The 22126-nt window shown below is 69.9% G+C and carries 17 protein-coding genes; 3 read left to right on the forward strand and 14 right to left on the reverse strand.

What is annotated here, in order from left to right:
- Positions 1-41: 41 nt before the first annotated feature.
- Positions 42-3743: a transcription-repair coupling factor gene (gene mfd, locus LQ757_RS10915; protein WP_231047226.1), complete on the reverse strand. Its 3702-nt coding sequence runs from the start codon at positions 3741-3743 to the stop codon at positions 42-44.
- A 187-nt stretch (positions 3744-3930) separates the two neighbouring features.
- Between mfd and LQ757_RS10920 the strand changes: the two genes are divergently transcribed.
- Positions 3931-4617: an RNase H family protein gene (locus tag LQ757_RS10920; RefSeq protein WP_231047227.1), complete on the forward strand. Its 687-nt coding sequence runs from the start codon at positions 3931-3933 to the stop codon at positions 4615-4617.
- An 18-nt stretch (positions 4618-4635) separates the two neighbouring features.
- Here the strand turns inward: LQ757_RS10920 and pth are convergent, their stop codons facing one another.
- The 10 genes from pth to LQ757_RS10970 all read right to left on the reverse strand — a co-directional run bounded on the left by pth (position 4636) and on the right by LQ757_RS10970 (position 16656).
- Positions 4636-5268 carry an aminoacyl-tRNA hydrolase gene (pth, locus tag LQ757_RS10925; RefSeq protein ID WP_231047228.1) on the reverse strand — a complete coding sequence of 211 codons (633 nt, stop codon included), beginning with the start codon at positions 5266-5268 and terminating at the stop codon, positions 4636-4638.
- A 128-nt stretch (positions 5269-5396) separates the two neighbouring features.
- Complete coding sequence (locus tag LQ757_RS10930; protein WP_231047229.1) at positions 5397-6041, reverse strand: 50S ribosomal protein L25/general stress protein Ctc; 645 nt, start codon at positions 6039-6041, stop codon at positions 5397-5399.
- Positions 6042-6288: 247 nt separating this feature from the next.
- On the reverse strand, positions 6289-6822 hold the full coding sequence (locus LQ757_RS10935) for a gluconokinase (RefSeq protein WP_231047230.1): 534 nt from the start codon (positions 6820-6822) through the stop codon (positions 6289-6291).
- Positions 6819-8057, reverse strand: coding sequence for a D-mannonate dehydratase ManD (manD, locus tag LQ757_RS10940; RefSeq protein WP_231047231.1), 1239 nt, complete (start codon positions 8055-8057; stop codon positions 6819-6821). Before manD ends, LQ757_RS10935 begins: the two co-directional genes overlap by 4 nt.
- Before the next feature lie 3 nt (positions 8058-8060).
- Positions 8061-9587 carry a glucuronide transporter gene (gene uidB, locus LQ757_RS10945; RefSeq protein ID WP_231047232.1) on the reverse strand — a complete coding sequence of 509 codons (1527 nt, stop codon included), beginning with the start codon at positions 9585-9587 and terminating at the stop codon, positions 8061-8063.
- 34 nt (positions 9588-9621) lie between these two features.
- Positions 9622-11394, reverse strand: coding sequence for a beta-glucuronidase (uidA, locus tag LQ757_RS10950; RefSeq protein WP_231047233.1), 1773 nt, complete (start codon positions 11392-11394; stop codon positions 9622-9624).
- Positions 11395-11568: 174 nt separating this feature from the next.
- Positions 11569-13032: a mannitol dehydrogenase family protein gene (locus LQ757_RS10955; RefSeq protein ID WP_231047234.1), complete on the reverse strand. Its 1464-nt coding sequence runs from the start codon at positions 13030-13032 to the stop codon at positions 11569-11571.
- Positions 13029-14435, reverse strand: a complete 1407-nt coding sequence (gene uxaC, locus LQ757_RS10960; RefSeq protein WP_231047235.1) for a glucuronate isomerase — start codon at positions 14433-14435, stop codon at positions 13029-13031. The genes LQ757_RS10955 and uxaC overlap by 4 nt, the downstream gene beginning before the upstream one ends.
- Positions 14436-14603: 168 nt before the next feature.
- Positions 14604-15665, reverse strand: a complete 1062-nt coding sequence (locus tag LQ757_RS10965) for a LacI family DNA-binding transcriptional regulator (RefSeq protein WP_231047236.1) — start codon at positions 15663-15665, stop codon at positions 14604-14606.
- A 139-nt stretch (positions 15666-15804) separates the two neighbouring features.
- The gene (locus LQ757_RS10970; RefSeq protein ID WP_372459648.1) at positions 15805-16656 is read right to left on the reverse strand and encodes a sugar phosphate isomerase/epimerase family protein; all 852 of its coding nucleotides are present in this window, start codon (positions 16654-16656) and stop codon (positions 15805-15807) included.
- A 389-nt stretch (positions 16657-17045) separates the two neighbouring features.
- Between LQ757_RS10970 and gnd the strand changes: the two genes are divergently transcribed.
- A complete protein-coding gene (gnd, locus tag LQ757_RS10975; RefSeq protein ID WP_231047353.1) occupies positions 17046-18458 on the forward strand; it encodes an NADP-dependent phosphogluconate dehydrogenase in 1413 nt (470 codons plus the stop codon).
- Positions 18459-18483: 25 nt separating this feature from the next.
- Positions 18484-18846, forward strand: a complete 363-nt coding sequence (locus LQ757_RS10980) for a hypothetical protein (RefSeq protein ID WP_231047238.1) — start codon at positions 18484-18486, stop codon at positions 18844-18846.
- 76 nt (positions 18847-18922) lie between these two features.
- Here the strand turns inward: LQ757_RS10980 and LQ757_RS10985 are convergent, their stop codons facing one another.
- Genes LQ757_RS10985 through LQ757_RS10995 form a run of 3 tightly spaced genes read right to left on the reverse strand, consistent with a single transcriptional unit; the run spans position 18923 to position 22110 of the window.
- Positions 18923-19417, reverse strand: coding sequence for a hypothetical protein (locus tag LQ757_RS10985; RefSeq protein ID WP_231047239.1), 495 nt, complete (start codon positions 19415-19417; stop codon positions 18923-18925).
- A gap of 2 nt (positions 19418-19419) precedes the next feature.
- Positions 19420-21120: a long-chain-fatty-acid--CoA ligase gene (locus tag LQ757_RS10990; protein ID WP_231047240.1), complete on the reverse strand. Its 1701-nt coding sequence runs from the start codon at positions 21118-21120 to the stop codon at positions 19420-19422.
- A gap of 12 nt (positions 21121-21132) precedes the next feature.
- The gene (locus LQ757_RS10995; protein WP_231047241.1) at positions 21133-22110 is read right to left on the reverse strand and encodes a ribose-phosphate diphosphokinase; all 978 of its coding nucleotides are present in this window, start codon (positions 22108-22110) and stop codon (positions 21133-21135) included.
- Between the last annotated feature and the right edge of the window lie 16 nt (positions 22111-22126).

The raw sequence follows: 22126 nt of genomic DNA on the forward strand, positions 1-22126 counted from the left end.
GCGCCGGTGACGCCGACCCGCCCGGTGTCAGCCCGCGGTCGTCAGCCCGCGGTCGCGGATGCCCCCTCGGCAGCCGCCGCCTCGACGGGGAAGATCGCCGTCACGAGCCTCGACACCCACTCGATGAGGTCGGCGTCGCCCGGCAGTTCGCCGTTGACGACGGGGAACGGCACCAGGATGACGTCGTTCTGCGCGAAGTGCTTCGCACCCGAGTAGAGGCGCTCGAGGCGCACGCGACGCGAATCGGGGATGTTCGCGGGCGCGATGCGGAGCTTCGACCCGGTGGCGATGACGTCGGACAGCCCCGCGAGCTGCGCCTGCCGTCGAAGCCGGGAGATCGCGACGAGGTGCTTCACCTGCTCGGGCGGCGGGCCGTAGCGGTCGACGAGTTCGTCGAGCACCGAGTCGATCTGTCCCTCCTTGGCGGCCGGACCGCTCGCGGCCGACAGCTTCTGGTACGCCTCGAGGCGCAGGCGCTCGCTGTCGACGTACTCTTCGGGGATGTGCGCGTCGACGGGCAGTTCGAGCCGCAGCTCGATCTGGCCTTCGGCCACGTCGCCGCGGAACGCCGACACCGCCTCGCCGATCATGCGCAGGTAGAGATCGAATCCGACGCCCGCGATGTGGCCCGCCTGTTCGGCGCCGAGCAGGTTGCCGGCACCCCGGATCTCGAGGTCTTTGAGGGCGATCTGCATGCCGCCGCCGAGCTCGTTGTTCGCGGCGATGGTGGAGAGCCGGTCGTGCGCTGTCTCTGACAGCGGCTTTGCCGGGTCGTAGAGGAAGTACGCGTAGGCGCGCTCGCGACCGCGACCCACGCGCCCGCGCAGCTGGTGCAGCTGGCTCAGCCCGTACTTGTCGGCGCGGTCGATGATGATGGTGTTCGCGTTCGAGATGTCGAGGCCGGTCTCGATGATGGTGGTCGAGACGAGCACGTCGAACTTGCGCTCCCAGAAGTCGACGACGATCTGCTCGAGCACATGCTCGTTGAGCTGGCCGTGCGCGACCGCGATGCGAGCCTCGGGCACGAGTTCGGCGAGCTGCGCCGCCACCCGGTTGATCGATGACACGCGGTTGTGCACGAAGAACACCTGGCCCTCGCGCAGCATCTCGCGCCGGATCGCCGCGGCGACCTGCTGCTCGGAGTACGGGCCGACGAATGTGAGGATCGGGTGCCGGTCTTCGGGCGGGGTCGCGAGGGTCGACATCTCGCGGATGCCGGTGACCGCCATCTCGAGCGATCGCGGGATCGGGGTCGCACTCATCGCGAGGATGTCGACGTTCGTCTTGAGCTTCTTGAGCGAGTCCTTGTGCTCGACGCCGAACCGCTGCTCTTCGTCGATGATGAGCAGGCCGACGTCTTTGAACTGCACCTTCTCGGTGAGGATGCGGTGCGTGCCGATGACCATGTCGACGGTGCCGTCGGCGAGGCCCGCGACGGTGTCGCGCGCCTCCTTGTCGGTCTGGAAGCGGCTGAGCGCGCGCACGTGCACGGGGAAACCGGCGAATCGCTCGTTGAACGTCTCGAGGTGCTGCTTGACGAGCAGCGTCGTCGGCACGAGCATGGCGACCTGCTTGCCGTCCTGGATGGCCTTGAATGCGGCGCGCACGGCGACCTCGGTCTTGCCGAATCCGACGTCGCCCGCGAGCAGCCGGTCCATGGGAATGGGCCGCTCCATGTCGGCCTTCACCTCGTCGATGGTCTGCACCTGGTCGGGCGTCTCGACGAACGGGAACGCCTCTTCGAGCTCGTGCTGCCACGGGGTGTCGGCGCCGAACGCGTGGCCCTTGGCCGCCATGCGGGCCGAGTAGAGCTTCACGAGCTCGACCGCGATGTCGCGCACCGCCTTGCGCGCCCGGCCCTTGGCCTGAGCCCAGTCGCTGCCGCCCATCTTCGAGAGTGCGGGCGCCTCGCCGCCGACATAGCGGCTCAGCAGGTCGAGCTGGTCGGTCGGGACGAAGAGCCGATCGCCCGCCTGACCGCGTTTCGACGGCGCGTACTCGAGCACGAGGTATTCGCGCACCGCGGTCGGCTGCTGCGCGATGCCCGCGGTGCGGCTCGGCCCGGTGGGGCGGCTGCCGGTGGCGACCTCGCGCTGCACCATCTCGACGAACTTGCCGATGCCGTGCGTCTGGTGCACGACGTGGTCGCCCTTCTTCAGCTGCAGCGGGTCGACGACGTTGCGGCGGCGACTCGCGAGCTTCTTGCCCTGGCGTGCGTCGTAGCCGGCGGCGCGGCCGTAGAACTCGGTTTCGGCGATGAGCCCGAGCTTCGCCTCGGGCACCTCGTAGCCGCGCGCCGCGTCGGCCTGGACGAGATAGGCGACGCCGCCCTCGAGGTCGGCGGGCACCTCGTCGACGAGGCGCGCCGCGAGGCCGGCTTCGGCGAGCACGTCGCGTGCGCGCTCGACGAGTCCGTGACCGGCGGATGCCACGACCAGGCTCCAACCGTCGCGAAGGCGCTCGGCGGCATGGTCGACCGCGCCCGCCACGTTGCCCTGGAAGCTCGGCATGGAGTCGGCGGCGACGCGCACGGTGGTGCCGGCGGCGCGGGCGGCGCCGGCCGGGTCGGCCGCATCGCCGCCGACCGCGGCGACGACCTCGGCCGCGTCGCCGATGTCGAACGATGAGAAGTTCCACCAGACTCGGCGCGGATCGGGCTCGCCGGGGGCGCTGAACAGTGCGGCGTCGCGCAGCTGGCGCACCGTGAGGAAGTCGCCGGCGGCAAGGTCGATCGGCGCCTCGGCCCCGGCGGTGGCGGCGCTCCAGGCAGCGCTCAGGAACTCGCGGTTCGTCTCGCCGAGGCTGACGGCGCGCCCCGCCACCCGCTCGGGCGCGAGCACCGCGACCGCGGCGCCCTCTGGCAGGTAATGGCTGAGCGGCACGAGGCGCTCGAGCAGTGCGGGTGCGAGCGATTCCATGCCCTCGACGGGGATGCCCTCGGCGACCTTCTCGAGCAGGCCCGCGAGACTCGGGAACTCGTGCACCATCTCTCGCGCGCGCTGGCGCACGGGCGCGGTGAGCAGCAGTTCGCGACTCGGCGCGAGCGAAACCCGCTCGATGGGCTCGGGCAGCGATCGCTGGTCGGCGACCGAGAACGAGCGCACCTCTTCGACCTCGTCGCCGAAGAACTCGACCCGAACGGGGTGGTCGGCGGTCGGCGGGAACACGTCGAGGATGCCGCCGCGCACCGCGAACTCGCCGCGTCGTGCGACCATGTCGACCCGGGCATAGGCGAGGTCGACGAGCTGCACCGCGATGGCGGAGAGGTCGTGGCCACGGCCGCCCGCGACGAGCTCGATGGGCGCGAGCGCGGCGAGGTTGTCGGCGAGCGGCTGCAGGGCGGCGCGCACCGACGCGACCACGACGAGCGGATGCCCCGCACCGGACTTCGACCATTCGTGCATGCAGCGCAGCGCATGGAGTCGCCGTCCGACGGTCTCGGCACTCGGTGACAGGCGCTCGTGCGGCAGGGTCTCCCACGCGGGGAACTCGAGGATCTCGGCGTCGGCCGGCAGGTACGGTGCGAGCGAGGCGCGCAGGGATTCGCCCTCACGGCTCGTCGCGGTGATCGCGAGCATCGCCGGCGGAAGCCCGGCCTCGACGCGGCGGGCGAGCAGCCCGGCGAGCAGCGGCGCATCGAGGCCGGCCGGTGCCGAGAAGTCGGTGCTGCGCAGGGCCTCGCGGAGTGCGACATCGATCGTGGAGGCGCGCGAGAGCGCCGTGAGCAAGCCCTGGAGGTTCACCCGACGAGTCTACGCGCGGCCTCCGACGCCACATCGCGGGTTGAGGAGCGCCGAAGGCGCGTCTCGAATCCGTGTCGCACGTGCGGGTGGGTTTCGAGACGCTCGCTCCGCTCGCTCCTCAATCGGCTCAGAGTCAGGGCCTGCCGATACGATTGGCGCCGCACGACTATGCCAGGAGGCACCATCCATGATCATCGCCGCCGCCGACGGTTCGGCCCTCGGAAACCCCGGCCCCGCCGGCTGGGCTTGGTACGTCGACGACGACTGCTGGGACGCCGGCGGGTGGAAGCACGCCACCAACAACCAGGGCGAGCTCAAGGCCGTGCTCGAACTGTTCCGCGCGACCGAGCACCTCGACGACGACCTGCTCGTGCTGTGCGACAGCCAGTACGTGATCAACGCGGTGACCAAGTGGATGCCGGGGTGGAAGCGCAAGGGCTGGCGCAAGGCCGACGGTAAGCCCGTCATGAACCTCGAACTGCTGCAGGAGCTCGACGCGGCCCTCGCGAGCCGTCGTTACCGGTTCGAGTGGGTCAAGGGGCACATCGGGCATCCGCTCAACGAGGCCGCCGACGAGCGGGCACGCGCCGTCGCCGAGGCGTTCCAGCGCGGCGCCGCAGTCCCGTCGGGTCCGGGGTGGACGCGCAACGGCGGGACCGAGCGGGCGACCCGAGACACGCGCGATGTCGACGAGATCATCGACGACGCACTCGACGACGCGGGTCCCGACGACGCGCTCTTCGCGCTCGACGACCTGTCCGCGGCGTGGCACACGCTGACCGTCGAGCTCTCGACCGAAGAGCACGACCGACTCGTGCAGCGGGCCCGCGCCGAGGGGCTCTCGCCCGAGGACTACCTGCGCGGCCTGATCTGAGCTGCCGGGGCGAGCCGCTCAGGCCGGCGAGTGGAACCGCTGCTGCGCGGCCACGATGCCCTCGCTCGCGACGGCCTCGACGGCGTCCGCGGCATCCGACAGCAGATTCGGCAGGGCGGCGCGCTCGGTCGACGAGAAGTCCTTGAGCACGAAGTCCGCCGCGTCCTGACGGCCCGGCGGGCGGCCGATGCCGACCCGCACCCGGGTGAACGCCCCGCCGTCGGTCGCCTTCGAGACGTCGCGGATGCCGTTGTGCCCGCCATGGCCGCCAGCCTGCTTCAGGCGCACCGTGTCGAACGGGATGTCGAGCTCGTCGTGGATGACGATGAGCCGTTCGACGGGAACCGAATAGAACTTGACGAGCGCGGCGACGGGCCCACCCGACGTGTTCATGTAGCTGTTGGGCTTCGCGATCACGAGTTTGGGGCCACCAGGCCGCAGGAACCCCTCGGCGACCCGCGACGGAGTCTTGTGGCTCTTGAAGGTCGCGCCGATGCGCGAGGCGAGCTCGTCGGCGACCATCTGGCCGACGTTGTGCCGATTGCCCGCGTACTGCGCACCGGGGTTGCCGAGCCCGACCACGAGCCAGGTGTTGTCGGCCACGGCCTCATCTTTCTGCTGGCGGGGGCGGAGGAAGTCGAAGAGCCCCATGGTCATCCGTTCTGTGGGCGCCGCGCCGCGGCGCGGCGGCGGGCAGCGGTCGGCGAGCGACGCGAGAGGGCCTGCGGCCCGCACTCCGAGCGTACCCGGGTGCGGCGCCGCAGGCCCTCTCGGCGGACCTACTCCGCCGACTCGGCAGCGGCCTCTTCGGCGGCCTCGCCCTCGGCGGCCTCGCCCTCGACGGCCTCCTCCTCGGCGGCCTCGGCCTCTTCGCCCAGGTCGACCTTCTGCGGCACGTGCACGTTCACCACGAGCGTCTCGGGGTCGTTGATGAGGGTCGCGCCCTTCGGCAGCTCGACCGCACCGGCCAGGATCTGCGTGCCCTCTTCGAGGCCCTCGACCGACACGACGACGTTCTCGGGGATGTGGGTCGCCTCGACCTCGAGCAGCAGGGTGTGCGCGTCGAGGTCGGCGATCGTGCCGGCGAACGGCTCGCCCTCGACGTGCACGGGAACCTCGACCTGGACCTTCTCGCCCTTCTTGACGACGATGAGGTCGAGGTGCTCGATGATCTGGCGCACCGGGTCCTTCTGCACGTCCTTGACGAGGGCGAGCTGGCTCTTGCCGTCGATCTGCAGGTCGAGCAGTGCGTTCGCCTTGCGGATGAGCAGGCCGACCTGGTGCGCGGGCAGCGCGACGTGCTTGGGGTCGGTGCCGTGGCCGTAGAGCACGGCGGGGATCTGGCCGGTGGCGCGGAGCTTGCGCGCGGCACCCTTGCCGAACGACTCGCGCGCGGCGGCCTCGACCTTGTTGTCTTCGTCCATGGTGGTTCTCCTTGCGGGCTCGCGGCCCAGATCGTGTGTCTGTTGTTTCGACTCGAACGTGCGCACGCCGGTGCGCGAAACGTGAGGAAAAGCCGTGAAGCCTGCTTCCGCCGCGTCGATCACGGATGCCGCTGCCGGGCGAACCCGAGCCGGCGGCATCCCTCGCCGAAGTCCAATGGACGAGTCTACATCGCTTTGGACGGGAGTGCTGCCGCCACGACCCCGACGCCGGTGGCGCGCCGGGTCGTCACGCGGACCGTCGCCCGGTGAGTCGCGACACCGCGTCGTCGAGGATCTCGGCCACGGGCCGGTCGATGTCGACGACGATGCCCGGCTCATCGGAGTCGAGCGCCTCGAGCGTGGCGAGCTGCGAGTCGAGCAGGCTCGTGGGCATGAAGTGGCCGGTTCGCCCCTCGGTCCGGGCGGCGAGCACGTCGCGTGTTCCGTGGAGGTGCACGAAACGGGTCTCGGGAGCCTTCGCGAGGATGATGTCGCGGTACACGCGCCTCAGCGCCGAACAGGCGACCACGAGACCGGCTCCCGTCCGCCCCGCCTCCGCGAGCGTCGCTCCCACGGTCTCGAGCCACGGCCGGCGGTCGTCGTCGTCGAGGGGAACGCCCGACGCCATCTTCTCGATGTTCGCGAGCGGGTGCAGGTCGTCGGCATCGGTGAACGGCACGCCGAGGTCGCGCGCCAACAGGGCGCCGATCGTGGATTTTCCCGCGCCCGAGACGCCCATCACGACGACGACGGGCGCCTCGGGCTGCGACGAATCGGTCACCAGTCGTGCACCGTGCCATCGGCGAGGCGGTTGTACGGCAGGTACGCCTGCTCGTAGGGGTACTTGCCCGCCTCGTCCTGGTTGAGTTCGACGCCGAGCCCGGGCTCGTCGCCGGGGTGGAGCATGCCGTTCTCCCAGGTGTAGGACTGCTCGAACACCTGGTCGGTCCTCTTCCCGTGCTTCATGTACTCCTGGATCCCGAAGTTGTGGATCGAGAGACCGAGGTGCATGGCTGCCGCCATGCCCACCGGGGAGATGTCGGTCGGTCCGTGCATGCCCGACTTGATCTGGTACTGGGCAGCGTACTCGAGCGTCTTCTTCAGAGGCGAGATGCCGCCCATGTGCGTGACCGCGCCGCGCACGTAGTCGATGAGCTGGTCGCGGATGAGGTCCTTGAAGTCCCACACGGTGTTGAAGATCTCGCCGATCGCGAGCGGGGTCGTCGTGTGCTGGCGCACGAGGCGCAGCGCCTCCTGGTTCTCGGCCGGGGTGCAGTCCTCGAGCCAGAACAGGTCGTACGGCTCGAGCGACTTGCCGAGCTTGGCCGCCTGGATGGGCGTCATGCGGTGGTGCCCGTCGTGCAGCAGCGGCAGGTCGGGCCCGAACTCGTTGCGCACGGCCTCGAAGACTCCGGGCAGGTGCTTCAGGTATGCACGCGTGTCCCAGTCCTCCTCGGTCGGCTTCGCGCCGCGGCGGGCAGGCTCGTGGTCGTAGCGGACGTCGGCGTCCGTCGTGTCCATGGACTGCGAGGCGATGCCGTAGATGGCCTTCAGGCCCGGCACTCCGGTCTGCACGCGGATGGAGCGATATCCCTCTTCGAGGTGCGATCGGATCGAGTCGAAGATCTCGGGCATCTCCTTGCCCGAGGCGTGGCCGTAGGCCATCAGCCCCGTGCGGCTGGCGCCGCCCAGAAGCTGGTACACCGGCATCCCGGCCGCCTTGCCCTTGATGTCCCACAGCGCCATGTCGACGGACGCGATCGAAGCCATCGTGACCGGTCCGCGACGCCAGTACGCGCTGCGGTAGAGGAACTGCCAGGTGTCTTCGATGCGGCTCGCGTCGCTGCCGATCAGGAGCGGCGCCACGTGGTCCTTGAGGTAGCTCACGACGGCGAGCTCACGACCGTTGAGGGTCGCGTCGCCGAGGCCGGTGAGCCCGTCCTCGGTCGTCAGCTTCAGCGTCACGAAGTTGCGGTCGGGGCTCGTGACGATGACCTCGGCCTTGGCGATCTTCATGGGTCAGGACTCCTTGGTGTCGGTGGTGTCGGTGGTGTCGATTGCGTCTGGGTCGTCGGGCGACGGCGTCTCGTCGGGCGCGATGCCGTCGAGGTCGGACGTATGGCGGCCCGCGGCGAACGCAGCGGTCGACAGGCCCGGCTCGATGACGGGCCCGCTGCGACGGCGCTCCTCGATCTCGGCGACGATCTCCCGGTGGCGGGTGTCGGTGAGCGGGTAGAAGAACATGAGGAGGACGGCGAGCCCGGCGGCCGCGGCCGGCAGCAGGCCCGCAGCGGCGCGGATGCCCCACTCGGCCTCGACCGACTGCGCCTCGGCCCCGGCGACGTAGCCGCCGATCGCGAGGGCATACGCGGCGAGGGCTCCGCCGACGGCCTGGCCGGTCTTGCGCGTGAACGAGAAGAGGGCGTAGATGATGCCCTCGGCGCGCACGCCGGTCTTCCACTCGCCGTACTCGACGGTGTCGGCCTCGAGCGCCCAGACGAGCATGTTGACGAGGACGAGGCCGACGTAGCAGAGCACGAGGCCCGCGAAGGCGAGCCACACGGCGCTCGGCGGCGAGAGGAACACGATGAGTCCACCGACCACCATCGTCATGCCGCCGCCGATGTAGCCGGTGCGCTTGCCGAACCGGCGCACGATCGACGGCACGACGGCCGCCAAGCCGAACGTGAGCACGATCTGGATGATCGAGAGCACCGCGTACAACGGCAGCGCGTGCAGGACGTCGCGCAGGTAGTACAGCTGCACGGTGCTGAGCGCGAGCATGCCCGTGAGGAACACGAACGAGCTGAGGCACAGCAGCAGCAGCGGGGTGTTGCTCTTCAGGATCGCGAAGCTCTGCTTCATCGACACCTTTGCCACGTCGCGCTTCACCGTCTCTTTCGCGGTGAAGAACGTGAAGAGGTAGAGCGCCGTGCCGACGACCACGAACCCGAGGGTCATGGACGTGAAGAGGGTCTGCAGGTCGCGGTCGGGCGTGATCAGGGGGGCGACGAAGATGCCGAGGCCGGCACCCACGACCATGGCGCCGATGGTACGGGCGCTGGCGAGCTTGGCGCGCTCGCTCGAGTTGCGGGTCATCGCACCGGCGAGCGAGCCGTAGGGGATGTTGACGAGGCTGTACGCCAGTCCGAGCGCCGCGTACGTGAGGTACGCGTACAGCAGCATGCCCGTCTCGCCGATCTGCGGCACCGAGAACGTCGCGACGCTGAGCAGGAGCAGCGGCACCGACCCGAAGAGGATGAAGGGCCGGAACTTGCCGAGGCGCTTGCTGTAGGTGCGGTCGACGACGCGACCGGCGAACACGTCGGCGAATGCGTCGAAGACGCGCACGACGAGGAGCAGCGTGCCGGCCGCGGCAGCCGAGATCCCCGCGACGTCGGTGTAGTAGATGAGCAGGAACATCGTGGCTGTGGTGAAGGCGAGGTTGTTCGCCGCGTCGCCTGCGCCGTATCCGACGACGCTCAGCTTGCCGAGCTTCTTCTCGGTGCCGACGCCGTTCTCGCGCATCGTGGTGCTTTCTGACATGGTTCGGGCTCCCTCACCCTGTGCCGGCCGGCGGCTACTTCCTCAGTCCGGTCCAGCGGGCGCGCAGCGTGTGTGCGGCAGCCTTCGGCTTGCGGTCGCGGGTGAACACGCCCTTCTTGTTGCCGTCGACGCGGGCGAACCCGTTCTTGGTCTGGAAGTCGGCGAAGTTCCACACCTGCTCGCCGATCATCGCCTCGACGCGGTCGTGCACCCGGTGGTACATGTCGAGGAAGTTCGTCTGGTATTCCTCGGTGAACGGGGTGTCGTAGATCGAGTGGTAGCCGGCGACCGTGTCGGCGCCGTACTCGGTCATGATGAGCGGGCGGGCGAACTTCTGCTGCCAGCCGAGGAGCTCGGCCTCGAGCTTCTGCTCGGCGGCCGCGAGGTCGCCCGAGTCGACGTACCAGCCGTAGTAGCGGTTCAGGCAGATGACGTCGAACAGGTCGGCGATGAGGTCGGCCTCGTGGTTCGAGAACATGACGTTCACGAAGGTCACCGGGCGCGTCGGGTCGAGCTCGCGGGTGAGGTTCACCAGCGGCTCGAAGTACTCGCGCGCGCCGGGCTCGTTCGACGCCGGCTCGTTGGTGATCGACCACATGACCACGCTCGGGTGGTTCTTGTCGCGGTCGACGAGTTCGCGGATCGCCTGGGCATGCGTGGCCTGCGTGCCGTCGTTGATGCTCTCGGGGGCGAATGTCGGCTTCGTCTGGCCGCCGAAGATGCCGCCGCCCATCGCGAGGTTGAGCCCGACGGCGCCGACCTCGTCGATGACGACGATGCCGTGGCGGTCGGCGAACTCCATGACCTCTTCGGCGTAGGGGTAGTGCGACGTGCGGAACGAGTTCGCCCCGATCCAGTCCATGAGCTGGAAGTCGTGCACGAGGTAGGCGTTGTCGTGGCCCTTGCCGCGGACGGCGCTGTCTTCGTGCTTGCCGAACCCGGTGAAGTATAAGGGCTCGCCGTTGATCAGGAACTGCATGCCGCGGACCTCGACGGTTCGCACGCCGACCGGCAGCGAGTACTCGTCGACGACCTCGCCGCCCGCGATGGCCTGTGCCGTCAGCGCGTAGAGGTAGGCCGCACCGGGCTGCCAGAGCTTCACGTCGTCGATGCGCACGACCCCGGCGATTCCCTCGGCCGAGCCCACGACGGCGCCCTGGGCGTCTCGCACGGTGACCCGCACCGCGTCGGCGCCGGTGGTCTCGATGTCGAAGCCGATGACGCCGGTCGCGCCGTCGACGTCGGTCGTGACCGTGAGGTCGGTCACTCGTACGACCGGTGCGCTGTAGAGCCATACCGAGCGGGCGAGGCCCGCGTAATTGTAGAAGTCGTGCAGGTAGTCCTGCTTGCGGCCGCCTCCGTCGGTGACGGTGATGCTGCCCGGCGGGATCGTGGTGTTCGTGAGCTCGTTGTTGACGCCGACCGTGAGGCGGAACTCCGCACCTGCGGCCACGAGCTCGGTGATGTCGGCCTCGAACGGGGTGTAGCCGCCCACGTGCTCGGCGACCTTGATGTCGTCCACGTAGACGACGCCCTCGTGGGTCGCCGCATCGAGGCGCACGAACACGCGCTCGCCCGCCCAGCCGCGCGGCACGCGCACCGTGCGCTGGTACCAGACCCAGCCGACGTGGTCGCGGATCGCCGCGTCGGCGAAGAGGTCGTTGTAGCTCGCGGGAACGGCGGCCTCGAGCGTGGTGTCGAGCGGAGCCTGCCACAGCGTGTGCGGCGTGCCGGGGTCGACGGCGAATTTCCAGAGTCCGTCGAGGTTGACGAGCTCACGAGTCGGGCTGGTCTGCGGCTTCAGCATGATGGCCTTTCTGTCGCGCCGTTGCGAAAATGTCGCCTCACTGCGCTCTGCACTGTCGATCGACGGATGCTCCGGGGACCGGGTATGACACCAGTGAACCATGTTCCGGCCGATTTGGCAACCGATTGCCAAAAGTGGGCGGGAAGCGCCTCAGGCCAGGATCTCTGGACGGCGTCAGACCTCTGCGAATGCGTCGGCGGCGCGCCCCACAGCCGCGACGACGGTCGCGTCGTCGAGCAGCTCGGGATCGACGAGCCGCAGCAGCTCGACCACGGCGCGCTCCCCCGACTCCGACGCGGCTCGAGCGAGCGCATCGCCGGCGCGGTCGGCCGGGAGTCGTCCGTCTCGGGCCGCGGCCACCCATGCGCCGAGCACGAGCACCGATGCCTCGCCTCCGCGGCCGGCCGCACGCTCGGCGCGCAGCACCGGAGCGACGCGGACGCGAAGCTTCGTCGTTCCGTCCTGGCCGATCTGGCGGAGCAGGTGTTGAATGCGGGCATTGTCGAACCGATCGAGCAACGCGGCACGGTAGTCGTCGAGGTCGAGGCCCTCGGACGGCAGGTTCCGCACCGCCTCGTCCCAGAACTGCTCGACCCAAGAGCGCACCTCGGCGTCGCCGACGGCTTCGGCGACGGTGCGGTGCCCGCGGGCCGCACCCGCGTACGCGAGCAGCGTGTGCGAACCGTTGAGCAGCCACAGCTTGCGACGCTCGAACGGGTCGATGTCGTCGACGAACCGAGCCCCGGCCTTCTCCCAGGCGGGGCGCCCGGCGCGGAACTCGCCGCTCAGCACCCAGTCGTGGAAGGGCTCGGTGACGACCGGCGAGCGATCGCGCCAGCCCGTGGCCGCGGTCACTGCAGCGACATCCGCCGGCGTCGTCTTCGGCGTGATGCGGTCGATCGAGGTCGACACGAACGTCACGTGCTCGGCGAGGTGCTCGCGGGCGGCCGTCGCCGCGGCGAGTTCGGCGAGCTCGAACAGGCTCGACCTCGTGAGCTCGCCGTTCTCGGGGAGGTTGTCGCACGAGACGATCGCAAGCGCTCCGGCGCCCGCCCGACGACGCGCCTCGACGCCGGTGAGCAGGCGGGCGAGCGCGGTGCGGGGCGCATCGGCGAGGTCGAACGTCACGGCGCCGAGGTTGCGACGCAACCACGCGACATCGGCGTCGACCGCCGGGTTCGCGAGGTCGGGTCGCCCGTCGGCGTCGAGCGCGTATCCGGCCTCGGTGACCGTCAGTGTCACGAGGGCGGTCGCCGGCGCCGACACGTGCTCGACGAGCCGGTCGACGCGGGCTCCGTCGACCGCCTCGGAGATGCTGTCGACCACCGTGACCGAATCGCCGTCGACCGAACGCTCGAGCAGCGCGTAGAGCCCGTCCTGCGCGGCGATCTCCTCGGCGGCCTGCGGGCTTCGGCCCGTGAAGGCCGCGATGCCCCACTCGTTGGCCTCGTCGGCCACGTCGGTGTACCACGCCTGGTGTGCACGGTGGAAGGCGCCGAGCCCGAGGTGCGCGATGCGCACGGGCGCCGGCTCGGACGCGTTCCCGGTGCGTGCGGCGAGGTTGCGACGGTTCAGGTCGAGGCCGTCGGCAGCGGCGGACGCGCCTGCCGCCGGTTCGGTCGTGGACGTGTCGCTCACAGCTTGAACACCTTCCGGGGAATCGCGTCGACCAGGTCGAGGGCGATGCGCTCGGCCGCGCCGAGCGAGACGCGGCCCTCGCGCACGAGGCGTGCGAGGAACGCCGAGTCGAGGCGGCGGGCCATGTCGTGACGCGCCGGGATCGAGAGGAAGGCGCGGGTGTCGTCGATGAAGCCCGAGCCGCGATAGAACCCTGCCGTCTCGGTGACGGCCGCACGGAAGCGCAGGATCGCGTCGGGTGCGTCGAGGAACCACCACGGCGCCCCGATGAACACGCTCGGGTAGAACCCCGCGAGCGGCGCGACCTCGCGCGAGTAGATGGTCTCGTCGATGCCGAACAGCACGAGGTGCAGGCCGGGCTCGAGCCCGTGCTTCTCGAGCAGGGGGCGCACGTTCGCGGTATAGGTCGTCGTCACCGGGATGTCGTGGCCGGTGTCGGGCCCGAGCCGCTCGAACGTCGAGCTCGAGTGATTGCGGAACACACCCGGATGCACGGTCATGACGAGTCCGTCGCGCGCGCTCATGCCCGCCATGCGCAGCAGCATGTTGCCGCTGAACTCGCGGGCACCCGCAGCGTCGAGATCACCGGCGACGGCACGCCGGAAGAGCGCGGATGCCTCGTCGTCGGTCAGGTCGACGGTGTACGGCTCGCCCACCCCGTGGTCGGCGGAGACGGCGCCGTGCGCGATGAAGTACGCCCGACGCGACTCGAGGGCCGCCAGGTAGCCGCCGAAGTCGTCGGGTGCGGTGCCGTTCGTCTCGGTGAGCCGCTCGATGCGCTCGGTGAAGCCGGGCGCGGTCGGGTCGAGGTAGGCGTCGGGCCGGAACGTGGGGAGCACGCGGCCCGCGAACGACGGGTCGGCGGCGAGCGCCGAGTGCGCCGCAAGGTCGTCCAGCGGGTCGTCGGTCGTGGCGAGCACCTCGATGCCGAAGCGCTCGAACAGGGCGCGCGGGCGGTACGCGGGTTCGCCGAGGCGGGCGGTGATCCGTTCGTAGACGTCGTCCGCCGTCTCGGCCGAGGGCTCGACCTCGATCTCGAAGAGCGTCGAGAGCTCGTGAGTCAGCCAATAGCCCGAGGCGGTGCCGGCGTAGAGGTGCCAATGGCTCGCGAACATGCGCCAGGTCTCGCGTGGGTCGGCGGGCCCGCTGCGGCCCACGCCGAGCGTTGCGAGATCGACGCCGGCCGCGTGCAGCAGGCGCGTGACGTAGTGGTCGTACGTGATGAACAGGTCGGCCGGGTCGGAGAACGGCTCGTCATCGAGGAGCAGCGACGGGGCGACGTGGCCGTGCGGGGAGATGATCGGCAAGTGCGCCACCGATTCGTACAGGCCCCTCGCGATGTCGCGGGTGGCCGGATCGGTCGGGAACAGCCGGTCGGGATCGAGATGCAGCTTCGTTGACACAACCCCCATGATGGTCTGGCATCCGAAACATGTCAACCGGTTGCCAAATGATGCCGTGGGCGTCGGATGCCGGGTCGACTGGGCGAACGGGATGCCGGGTCGACTGCGCGACGGGAAGCCCGCGCCACCGCGACGGGACGCCCGCGCCAGCGCGCCGGCAAGCCGGCGTCAGGCGCCGGCGTCGGCCAGCGGATGCCCGGTGGAACCGCGCACGACGAGCTCGGTCGGCAGGAGCGACTCCACATTCACCCGACGACCGTCGGGCTGCGGCGAGACCCGGCTGAGCAGGTGTCGCACGGCGCGCTCCCCCGCCTCGGTGAGCGGTGTGCGCACGGTCGTGAGCGCCGGCGAGGTGAAGTCGCTCCCGAAGATGTCGTCGAAGCCGGCGATGCTGAGCTGCGACGGCACGGCGATGCCGCGCTCGAGCGCGACCCGGAGCAGCCCGATCGCCATGAGGTCGTTGAACGCCACGACCGCGGTCACGCCCGAGGCGATGACCCGCGAGATCGCGGCGGTTCCGCCGTCGAGCGTCGGAACACCGGGCCCGATCTCGACGATCGTCATGCCGCGTTCCGGTGCCGCGGCGAGCAGCGCCTCCCAGCGTCGGCGGCTCACCCATGAGGTCTCGGGACCCGACACGAATGCGATCGAGCGATGCCCGAGTTCGGCGAGATGCGCCACGAGCTGGCCGACGCCGCGCTCGACGTCGGGCAGGATCCCGGTCACGCCTTCGAGCGCGCGGTTGATCACCACCACCGGCTTGCGTGCGGCGATCTGCTTGATCTGCGCGTCGGCGAGACGGCTCGTGGCGAGCACGAGACCGTCGACCGATGGCATCACCCGTTCGATCGCGGTGGCTTCACGCTCACCCGACTCCTGCGACTCGGCCACTACGAGGGTGTAGCCGGCGTCGGCCGCGGCACGCTCGGCCCCGCGGACGATGCCGAAGATCACCGGGTTGGTGATGTCGGCGACGATGAGACCCAGCGTGTTGGTGCGGCCGGTCGGGAGTGCCCTGGCGATCGGGTTCACCCGGTAGTTGAGCTCCTTCGCCGCCGCCTGGATGCGCTCCTCCGTCTTGACGTTGATGCGGCCGGGTTGGCTGAGGGCCCGCGACACCGTCGACGGATTCACCCCCGCGAGCTTCGCGATGTCGTAGATCGTGGGCGCCGAGCCGCCACGGGAGCGCTTCGATTGGCGGGGCATCCCCTCGGATTGCTGGTCACTCATCTCGGCTCACCTCCTCGGCGTACGCGGCCGCCCACCACCACGGTAGCGTGCGACCAACCCGCAGTATCCGCGTGCCACGAAGTTGTCGCACGACGTCTTCAGCGAAGCCGGTGTTGCGGCGTTCCGGTCGATCCGGTGGTCACTTGGTCGTGACGCCGATCTGCGAGATGAGGCCCGCGAAGGCGCGGGCCGCGTCGCCGAATGCGGCCGGGCCCGAGAACCCTCCGAGTTCGTGCGCGGCCGCGAGGTGCGGCTCGAGGGAGGCGAAGCCGGTGTAGCCGTCGTCGCGCAATGCGGTGAGCGTGGCGAGCACCTGGCCGTCGCCGTGTCCGGCGGGGACGACCTCACCGGTCGCGGCGACCGCGTCCTTGACCTGCAGGTAGTCGAGGTGCGGCCGCAACATGGCGTAACCGTCGTCGTGCGGGTTGGCGATGCCCACCTGCACGAAGTTCGCGCTGTCCCATGCGAGGCGCAGGGCCGACGAGCCGACCGACTCGACGAGGTCGAGCACCCGGTCGGGGGTATCGCCGTAGATGTCCTTCTCGTTCTCGTGCAGCAGCGTCACCCCGGCGCGCTCGGCTTCGTCGGCGAGCAGGCGCATGCGGAGAAGCACGTCGTCGCGGATGCTCTCGACCGTGACGCCCTCGCCGCGGAAGAACGAGAAGATGCGGATGTTCGGGGTGCCGAGTGCGTCGGCGACGCGGATGACGCGACGAAGGCGTGCGACTTCGAGGTCGGCATCGAGCGACACGTCGACCTTGCCGATGGGCGACGCGACGGCCGACGCCGGCATCTCATGTTCGCGAAGGAGTGAGCCGAGCGAAGCGACCTGCTCGTCGTCGAGGTCGACGACGTTCACGCCCCACGCGCTGCGGACTTCGATGTGGCGAGCGCCGAGCGCCTTGAGCACGGCGATCTGCAGGCGAGGATCGGGGTCGATCTCGTCGCCGAAGCCCGAAAGGTCCCAGGCCACCGGTTGAGTTGACGTCACGATGATGCACTCCACTTCTCAGGTGTCACTTCGTCGGGAACCCCGGGTGGTTCGCTCGTGAGGTTCGTGCACATGGTAGGCAAAGATCGAAGCCATCAGCAACCGATTGCCACAATTGCAGTTCATGACGCATTCGGCTTGAACTGACAGGCGACAACCGGTTGTCACGACGGGGTGCCCTGTGAACACAGGGCCGAGAGCGATCTCACGTCGCGGGCGTGACCCCCGCCCGCGTGGCCCGAGATCGCGGCCGCTCGACGGCCTCACTGCAACGACGCGCAACGGTGAGCCTCGCTCACAGTACGCTGGTGTCGATCCCAGAATTCACGAGGAGAGTGTTCGTGCCCGCAACAGCATCTGCAAACATCGGCGTCGTCGGCCTCGCGGTCATGGGGTCCAACCTCGCGCGCAACCTCGCCAGCCGCGAAGGCAACACCGTCGCCGTGTTCAACCGCTCCCCCGAGCGCACGCGCACGCTCGTCTCCGAGCACCCCGAAGCCGGCTTCGTCGCCTCCGAGAGCTACGACGACTTCGTCGCCTCCCTCGCCAAGCCCCGCACGGCGATCATCATGGTGCAGGCCGGCAAGGGCACCGACGCGGTCATCTCCGAGCTCGCCTCCCGCTTCGAGCCGGGCGACATCATCGTCGACGGCGGCAACGCGAACTTCCACGACACGATCCGCCGCGAGGCCGAGATCAGCCCCACGGGCATCCACTTCGTCGGCACCGGCATCTCGGGCGGCGAAGAAGGCGCACTCAACGGACCCTCGATCATGCCGGGCGGCTCGGCCGAGTCCTACGAGACCCTCGGCCCGATCCTCGCCTCGATCGCCGCGGTCGCCGAGGGCGAGCCGTGCGTCACCCACGTCGGCACCGACGGCGCCGGCCACTTCGTGAAGATGGTGCACAACGGCATCGAGTACGCCGACATGCAACTCATCGCCGAGGCCTACGACCTCATCCGCCAGGGCACCGGCAAGAGCCCCGCCGAGATCGCCGACATCTTCGCCGAGTGGAACACCGGTGAGCTCGAGAGCTACCTCATCGAGATCACCGCCGAGGTGCTGCGCCAGATGGACGCATCGACCGGTCAGCCCCTCGTCGACGTCATCCTCGACGAGGCGGGCGCCAAGGGCACCGGCGCCTGGACCGTGCAGAACGCACTCGACCTCGGCGTGCCGACCTCGGGCATCGCCGAGGCCGTGTTCGCCCGCAGCCTCTCCTCGAAGCGCGCGCAGCGTGAGGCATCCGCCGACCTTCCCGGCCCCTCGGGCGAGTGGACGGTCGCCGACGCCGATGTCGATGCCTTCGTCGAAGACGTGCGGCGCGCGCTGTACGCGTCGAAGATCATCGCCTACTCGCAGGGCTTCGACGAGATCATCGCGGGCGCCGAGCAGTTCGGCTGGGACGTCAAGAAGGGCGACATCGCCAAGATCTGGCGGGCCGGCTGCATCATCCGCGCACGCTTCCTGAACCGCATCGCCGAGGCGTACGCCGACGACCCCGCGCTCGTCGCGCTCGTCGTCGCCCCGTACTTCCGCGACGCCGTCGCCGGCGCGCAGGAGTCGTGGCGCCGCGTCGTCGCGATCTCCGCGCAGGCCGGCATCCCGACCCCCGCGTTCTCCTCCTCGCTCGCGTACTACGACGGCCTGCGCGCGCCGCGCCTGCCCGCCGCGCTCGTGCAGGGCCAGCGCGACTTCTTCGGTGCGCACACCTACAAGCGCGTCGACAAGCCCGGCGTGTTCCACACGCTGTGGTCGGGCGACCGTTCCGAGATCGAGACGACGCCGTCCTCGCACTGAGGCGACGACGGCACCAGAGTCCGCGATGAGCGAACTGCAGCGCGGCCTCGACGACGAACCGCACGACGACCGACCGGTCTACGGTGAGCGGCGACGTCGGGTGCTGCGCATCGCGGTCCTCATCGCGCTCGGTGCGCTCGTGCTGCCGCTCATGCTCTCGGCCTACGGCGTCGCCCGGTCGGCGGCCGATCGCGCCTGTGCGGTCTACGTCGACCGGTTCGATACCGACGCCGCCGGGTTCCGGGTCTCATTCGAGCTCTTCGGCGACGGCGGTCCCGGCTGGGAGTGCTCGGCGGTGTCGGCGAGCGGCGTCGCGACACCGCTTGCGAATCTCGGCGTCCTGCCGGCCGCCCCGCGCCCGATCTCGCCAGCGGAACGCGGAACCTGAGCCCGGGTCATCCGCAGCCCGAGCCATCCGCCGCTCCGGGTCATCCACAGTCCTGGGTATCGGTCGCCGGGCGCCGTCACGCCTCGGGCAGGAACACCCGCTTGTACGTGCGCCCATCGGGCAGCTCGACGGTTCGCGCCTCGAGCAGGCCCCGGTTGACGCGCTGGTAGATCGCCTGCGGCGTGACACCGAGCCGCCGCGCCGCCTCTGCGACCGACAGGCCGGGCAGGTCGGTGGGCACGCTCGACGGACGATCGCGCTTGCGCTTGCGACTGGCCTCCTGCCGCGCCGCGATGGCCTCGTCGTCGCCCGACCACCGGTACTTCGCGGCCGACGGACTGAGTCCCGCCGCTTCGGCGACGTCGTCCCAGCTCGCGCCGGCGTCGACGGCTTCGCGAACGGTCGCGAGCAACGCCGGGTCGGCTTCGAGGGCGGCGATCAGCGAGCGGATGCCCCGGAGCCGGTCGAGCGGCGTCGTGTCGGCCGCCCCGGGCACATCGGCGCCGTGCAGCGCGTCGAGCACCACGAGTTCGGCGAGCGCCCGCGCCGCATCGACCGAGAGGAATCCCATGCTCACCCGTTCAGCAGGCCGTTGCGCACCTCGCGGCGCAGCACCTTGCCGATGAGCGAACGCGGCAGGTCGTCGGCCTGCACCACGCGCTTGGGAACCTTGTACGCGGTGAGGCTGTCGCGCGCGAACCCGCGGATCGCCTCCTCGTCGAACGTCGCCCCGTCTCGCAGCACGACGACGGCGACGACCTGCTCGCCCGAGTGCTCGTCGGGCAGCCCGACGACCGCGGCGTCTTCGACGTCGGGGTGCGCGCGGAGCGCCTCTTCCACCTCGCTCGGGGCGACGTTGAACCCGCCCGTGATGATGAGCTCCTTGATGCGGTCGACGATGCGTACGAAGCCCTCGGCGTCGATCGAGACGATGTCGCCCGTGCGGAACCACGCAGCGCCGCCGTCGGGGTCGGCGACGAACACGGCCTCGGTCTCTTCAGGCTTCTTCCAGTACCCCGAGAACACCTGCGGGCCGCGCACGACGAGCTCGCCCTCGGTGCCGGGTGCGACGTCGGCCATCGGGTCGTCGGGATCGACGACGCGCGCCTCGGTCGAGGGCAGCGGCAGGCCGACCGTGCCGGCCTTGCGACTCGGGGCGACCGGGTTCGCCATGAGCACGGGCGAGCACTCGGAGAGCCCGTAGCCCTCGACGAGGTATCCGCCGCTCGCGGCCTCCCACGGCTCGACGACGTCGGCCGAGAGCGGCATCGCCCCCGAGATCGCGATCTGGATGCCGTCGAGCGACACGCCCTCGGCTGCGGCCGCCTTCGTGAGCCGGTCGTAGATCGGCGGTACGGCCGGCAGGAACGTCGCCGGATGCTTCTTCACGACCTTGAGCACGAGGTCGGGGTCGAACTTCGGGAACAGCACGAGCCGCGCTCCCATGCTCATCGCGAACGTGAGGCACAGCGTGAGCCCGTAGGCGTGGAACATCGGCAGCACCGCGTAGACGACTGCGGTGCCGCGCGGCACGTCGGGCACCCAAGCGCGCGCCTGGGCTGCGTTCACGAGCAGGTTCGCGTGTGTGAGCGTGGCGCCCTTGGGGCTGCCGGTCGTGCCGCTCGTGTACTGGATGAGCGCGACGTCGTCGACGGTCGGCGCGATGATGTGCGGGTCGATGGGTGCGGATGCCGCGAGCTCGTGCCAGGGCAGCGTGCCGCGCACCTTCGTGGTGAGCGCTGAGCGCGACTCGCGCGCCTTCGCCACGGGCAGCCGCAGCATCGCGCGCATCATGAACGGCATCGCACGGGTGACATCGACCGAGATGACGTGCGGCACCGCGACATCGGCCGGGAACGCCTGGATCGTCTCGACGACCTTGTCCCACGCGATGACGACCCGGGCGCCGTGGTCTTCGAACTGGTGGCGCAGCTCTCGCGGGGTGTAGAGCGGGTTGTGCTCGACCACGATGGCGCCGAGCCGCAGCACGGCGTAGAACGCGACGATGTGCTGCGGGCAGTTCGGCAGCACGAGCGCGACGGGATCACCCTTCTGCACGCCGAGCAGGCGCAGTCCTTCGGCGACGCGCTCGATCTCGGCGCCGAGCTCAGCGTAGGTGGTCGTGCGTTCGAAGAACTCGAGGGCGACGTTGTCGGGGTACTGCTCGACCGACGCATGGATGAGGTCGTACAACGAGCCCTCGGGAGCGTCGACGTCGTCGGGCACGCCCTCGGCGTAGCTTGCGAGCCAAGGCCGGGGGGTCGTGATCGCCATCGCGGTGCGCTCCTACGCCGCGCCGTCGAACATGCTCGTCACCGAGCCGTCTTCGAACACCTCGTGGATGGCGCGTGCGAGCAACGGCGCGATCGGCAGCACCGTGAGCCGGTCCCAGCGCTTCTCGTCGGGGATCGGCAGCGTGTCGGTGACGACGACGCGGTCGATGAAGTCGGACTGCAGGATCTGGGTGGCGGGGTTCGAGAACACCGCGTGCGTGGCGGCGACGACGACGCCGACCGCCCCATTGGCCTTCAGCGCCTCGGCGGCCTTGACGATGGTGCGTCCCGTGTCGATGAGGTCGTCGACGAGCAGGCAGACCCGGCCCTCGACGGTGCCGACGATCTCGTGCACCGACACTTGGTTCGGCACGAGCGGGTCGCGGCGCTTGTGGATGATGGCGAGCGGCACGCCGAGCTTGTCACTCCAGATGTCGGCCACCCGCACGCGGCCCATGTCGGGCGAGACGACCGTGAGGGTCGAGGGGTCGAGCGAGTTCTTGAACTCCTCGAGCAGCACCGGCATCGCGAAGAGGTGATCGACCGGGCCGTCGAAGAAGCCCTGGATCTGGGCGGCGTGCAGGTCGATCGACATGATGCGGTCGGCGCCCGCCGCCTTGAACAGGTCGGCGACGAGGCGGGCCGAGATGGGCTCGCGGCCGCGGCCCTTCTTGTCTTGCCTCGCGTAGGGGTAGAAGGGCGCGACCACGGTGATGCGCTTGGCCGAGGCGCGCTTCAGCGCGTCGATCATGATGAGCTGCTCCATGAGCCACTCGTTGATCGGCGAGGTGTGCGACTGGATGACGAAGGCGTCGGAGCCGCGAACGCTCTCGTCGTAGCGCGCGTAGATCTCACCGTTGGCGAAGGTGCGCGCATCGGTCGGGACGAGCTCTGATCCGAGCTCCTCGGCGATCTCGGCGGCGAGCGCGGGGTGCGCCCGGCCGGATACCAGCACGAGTCGCTTCGATCCGGTGGTCTCGATTCCCGACATGTGGTCTGTCCTCTCC

Origin of the sequence: Agromyces cavernae (assembly GCF_021044935.1) — a bacterium.
Classification (GTDB): Bacteria; Actinomycetota; Actinomycetes; order Actinomycetales; family Microbacteriaceae; genus Agromyces; species Agromyces cavernae.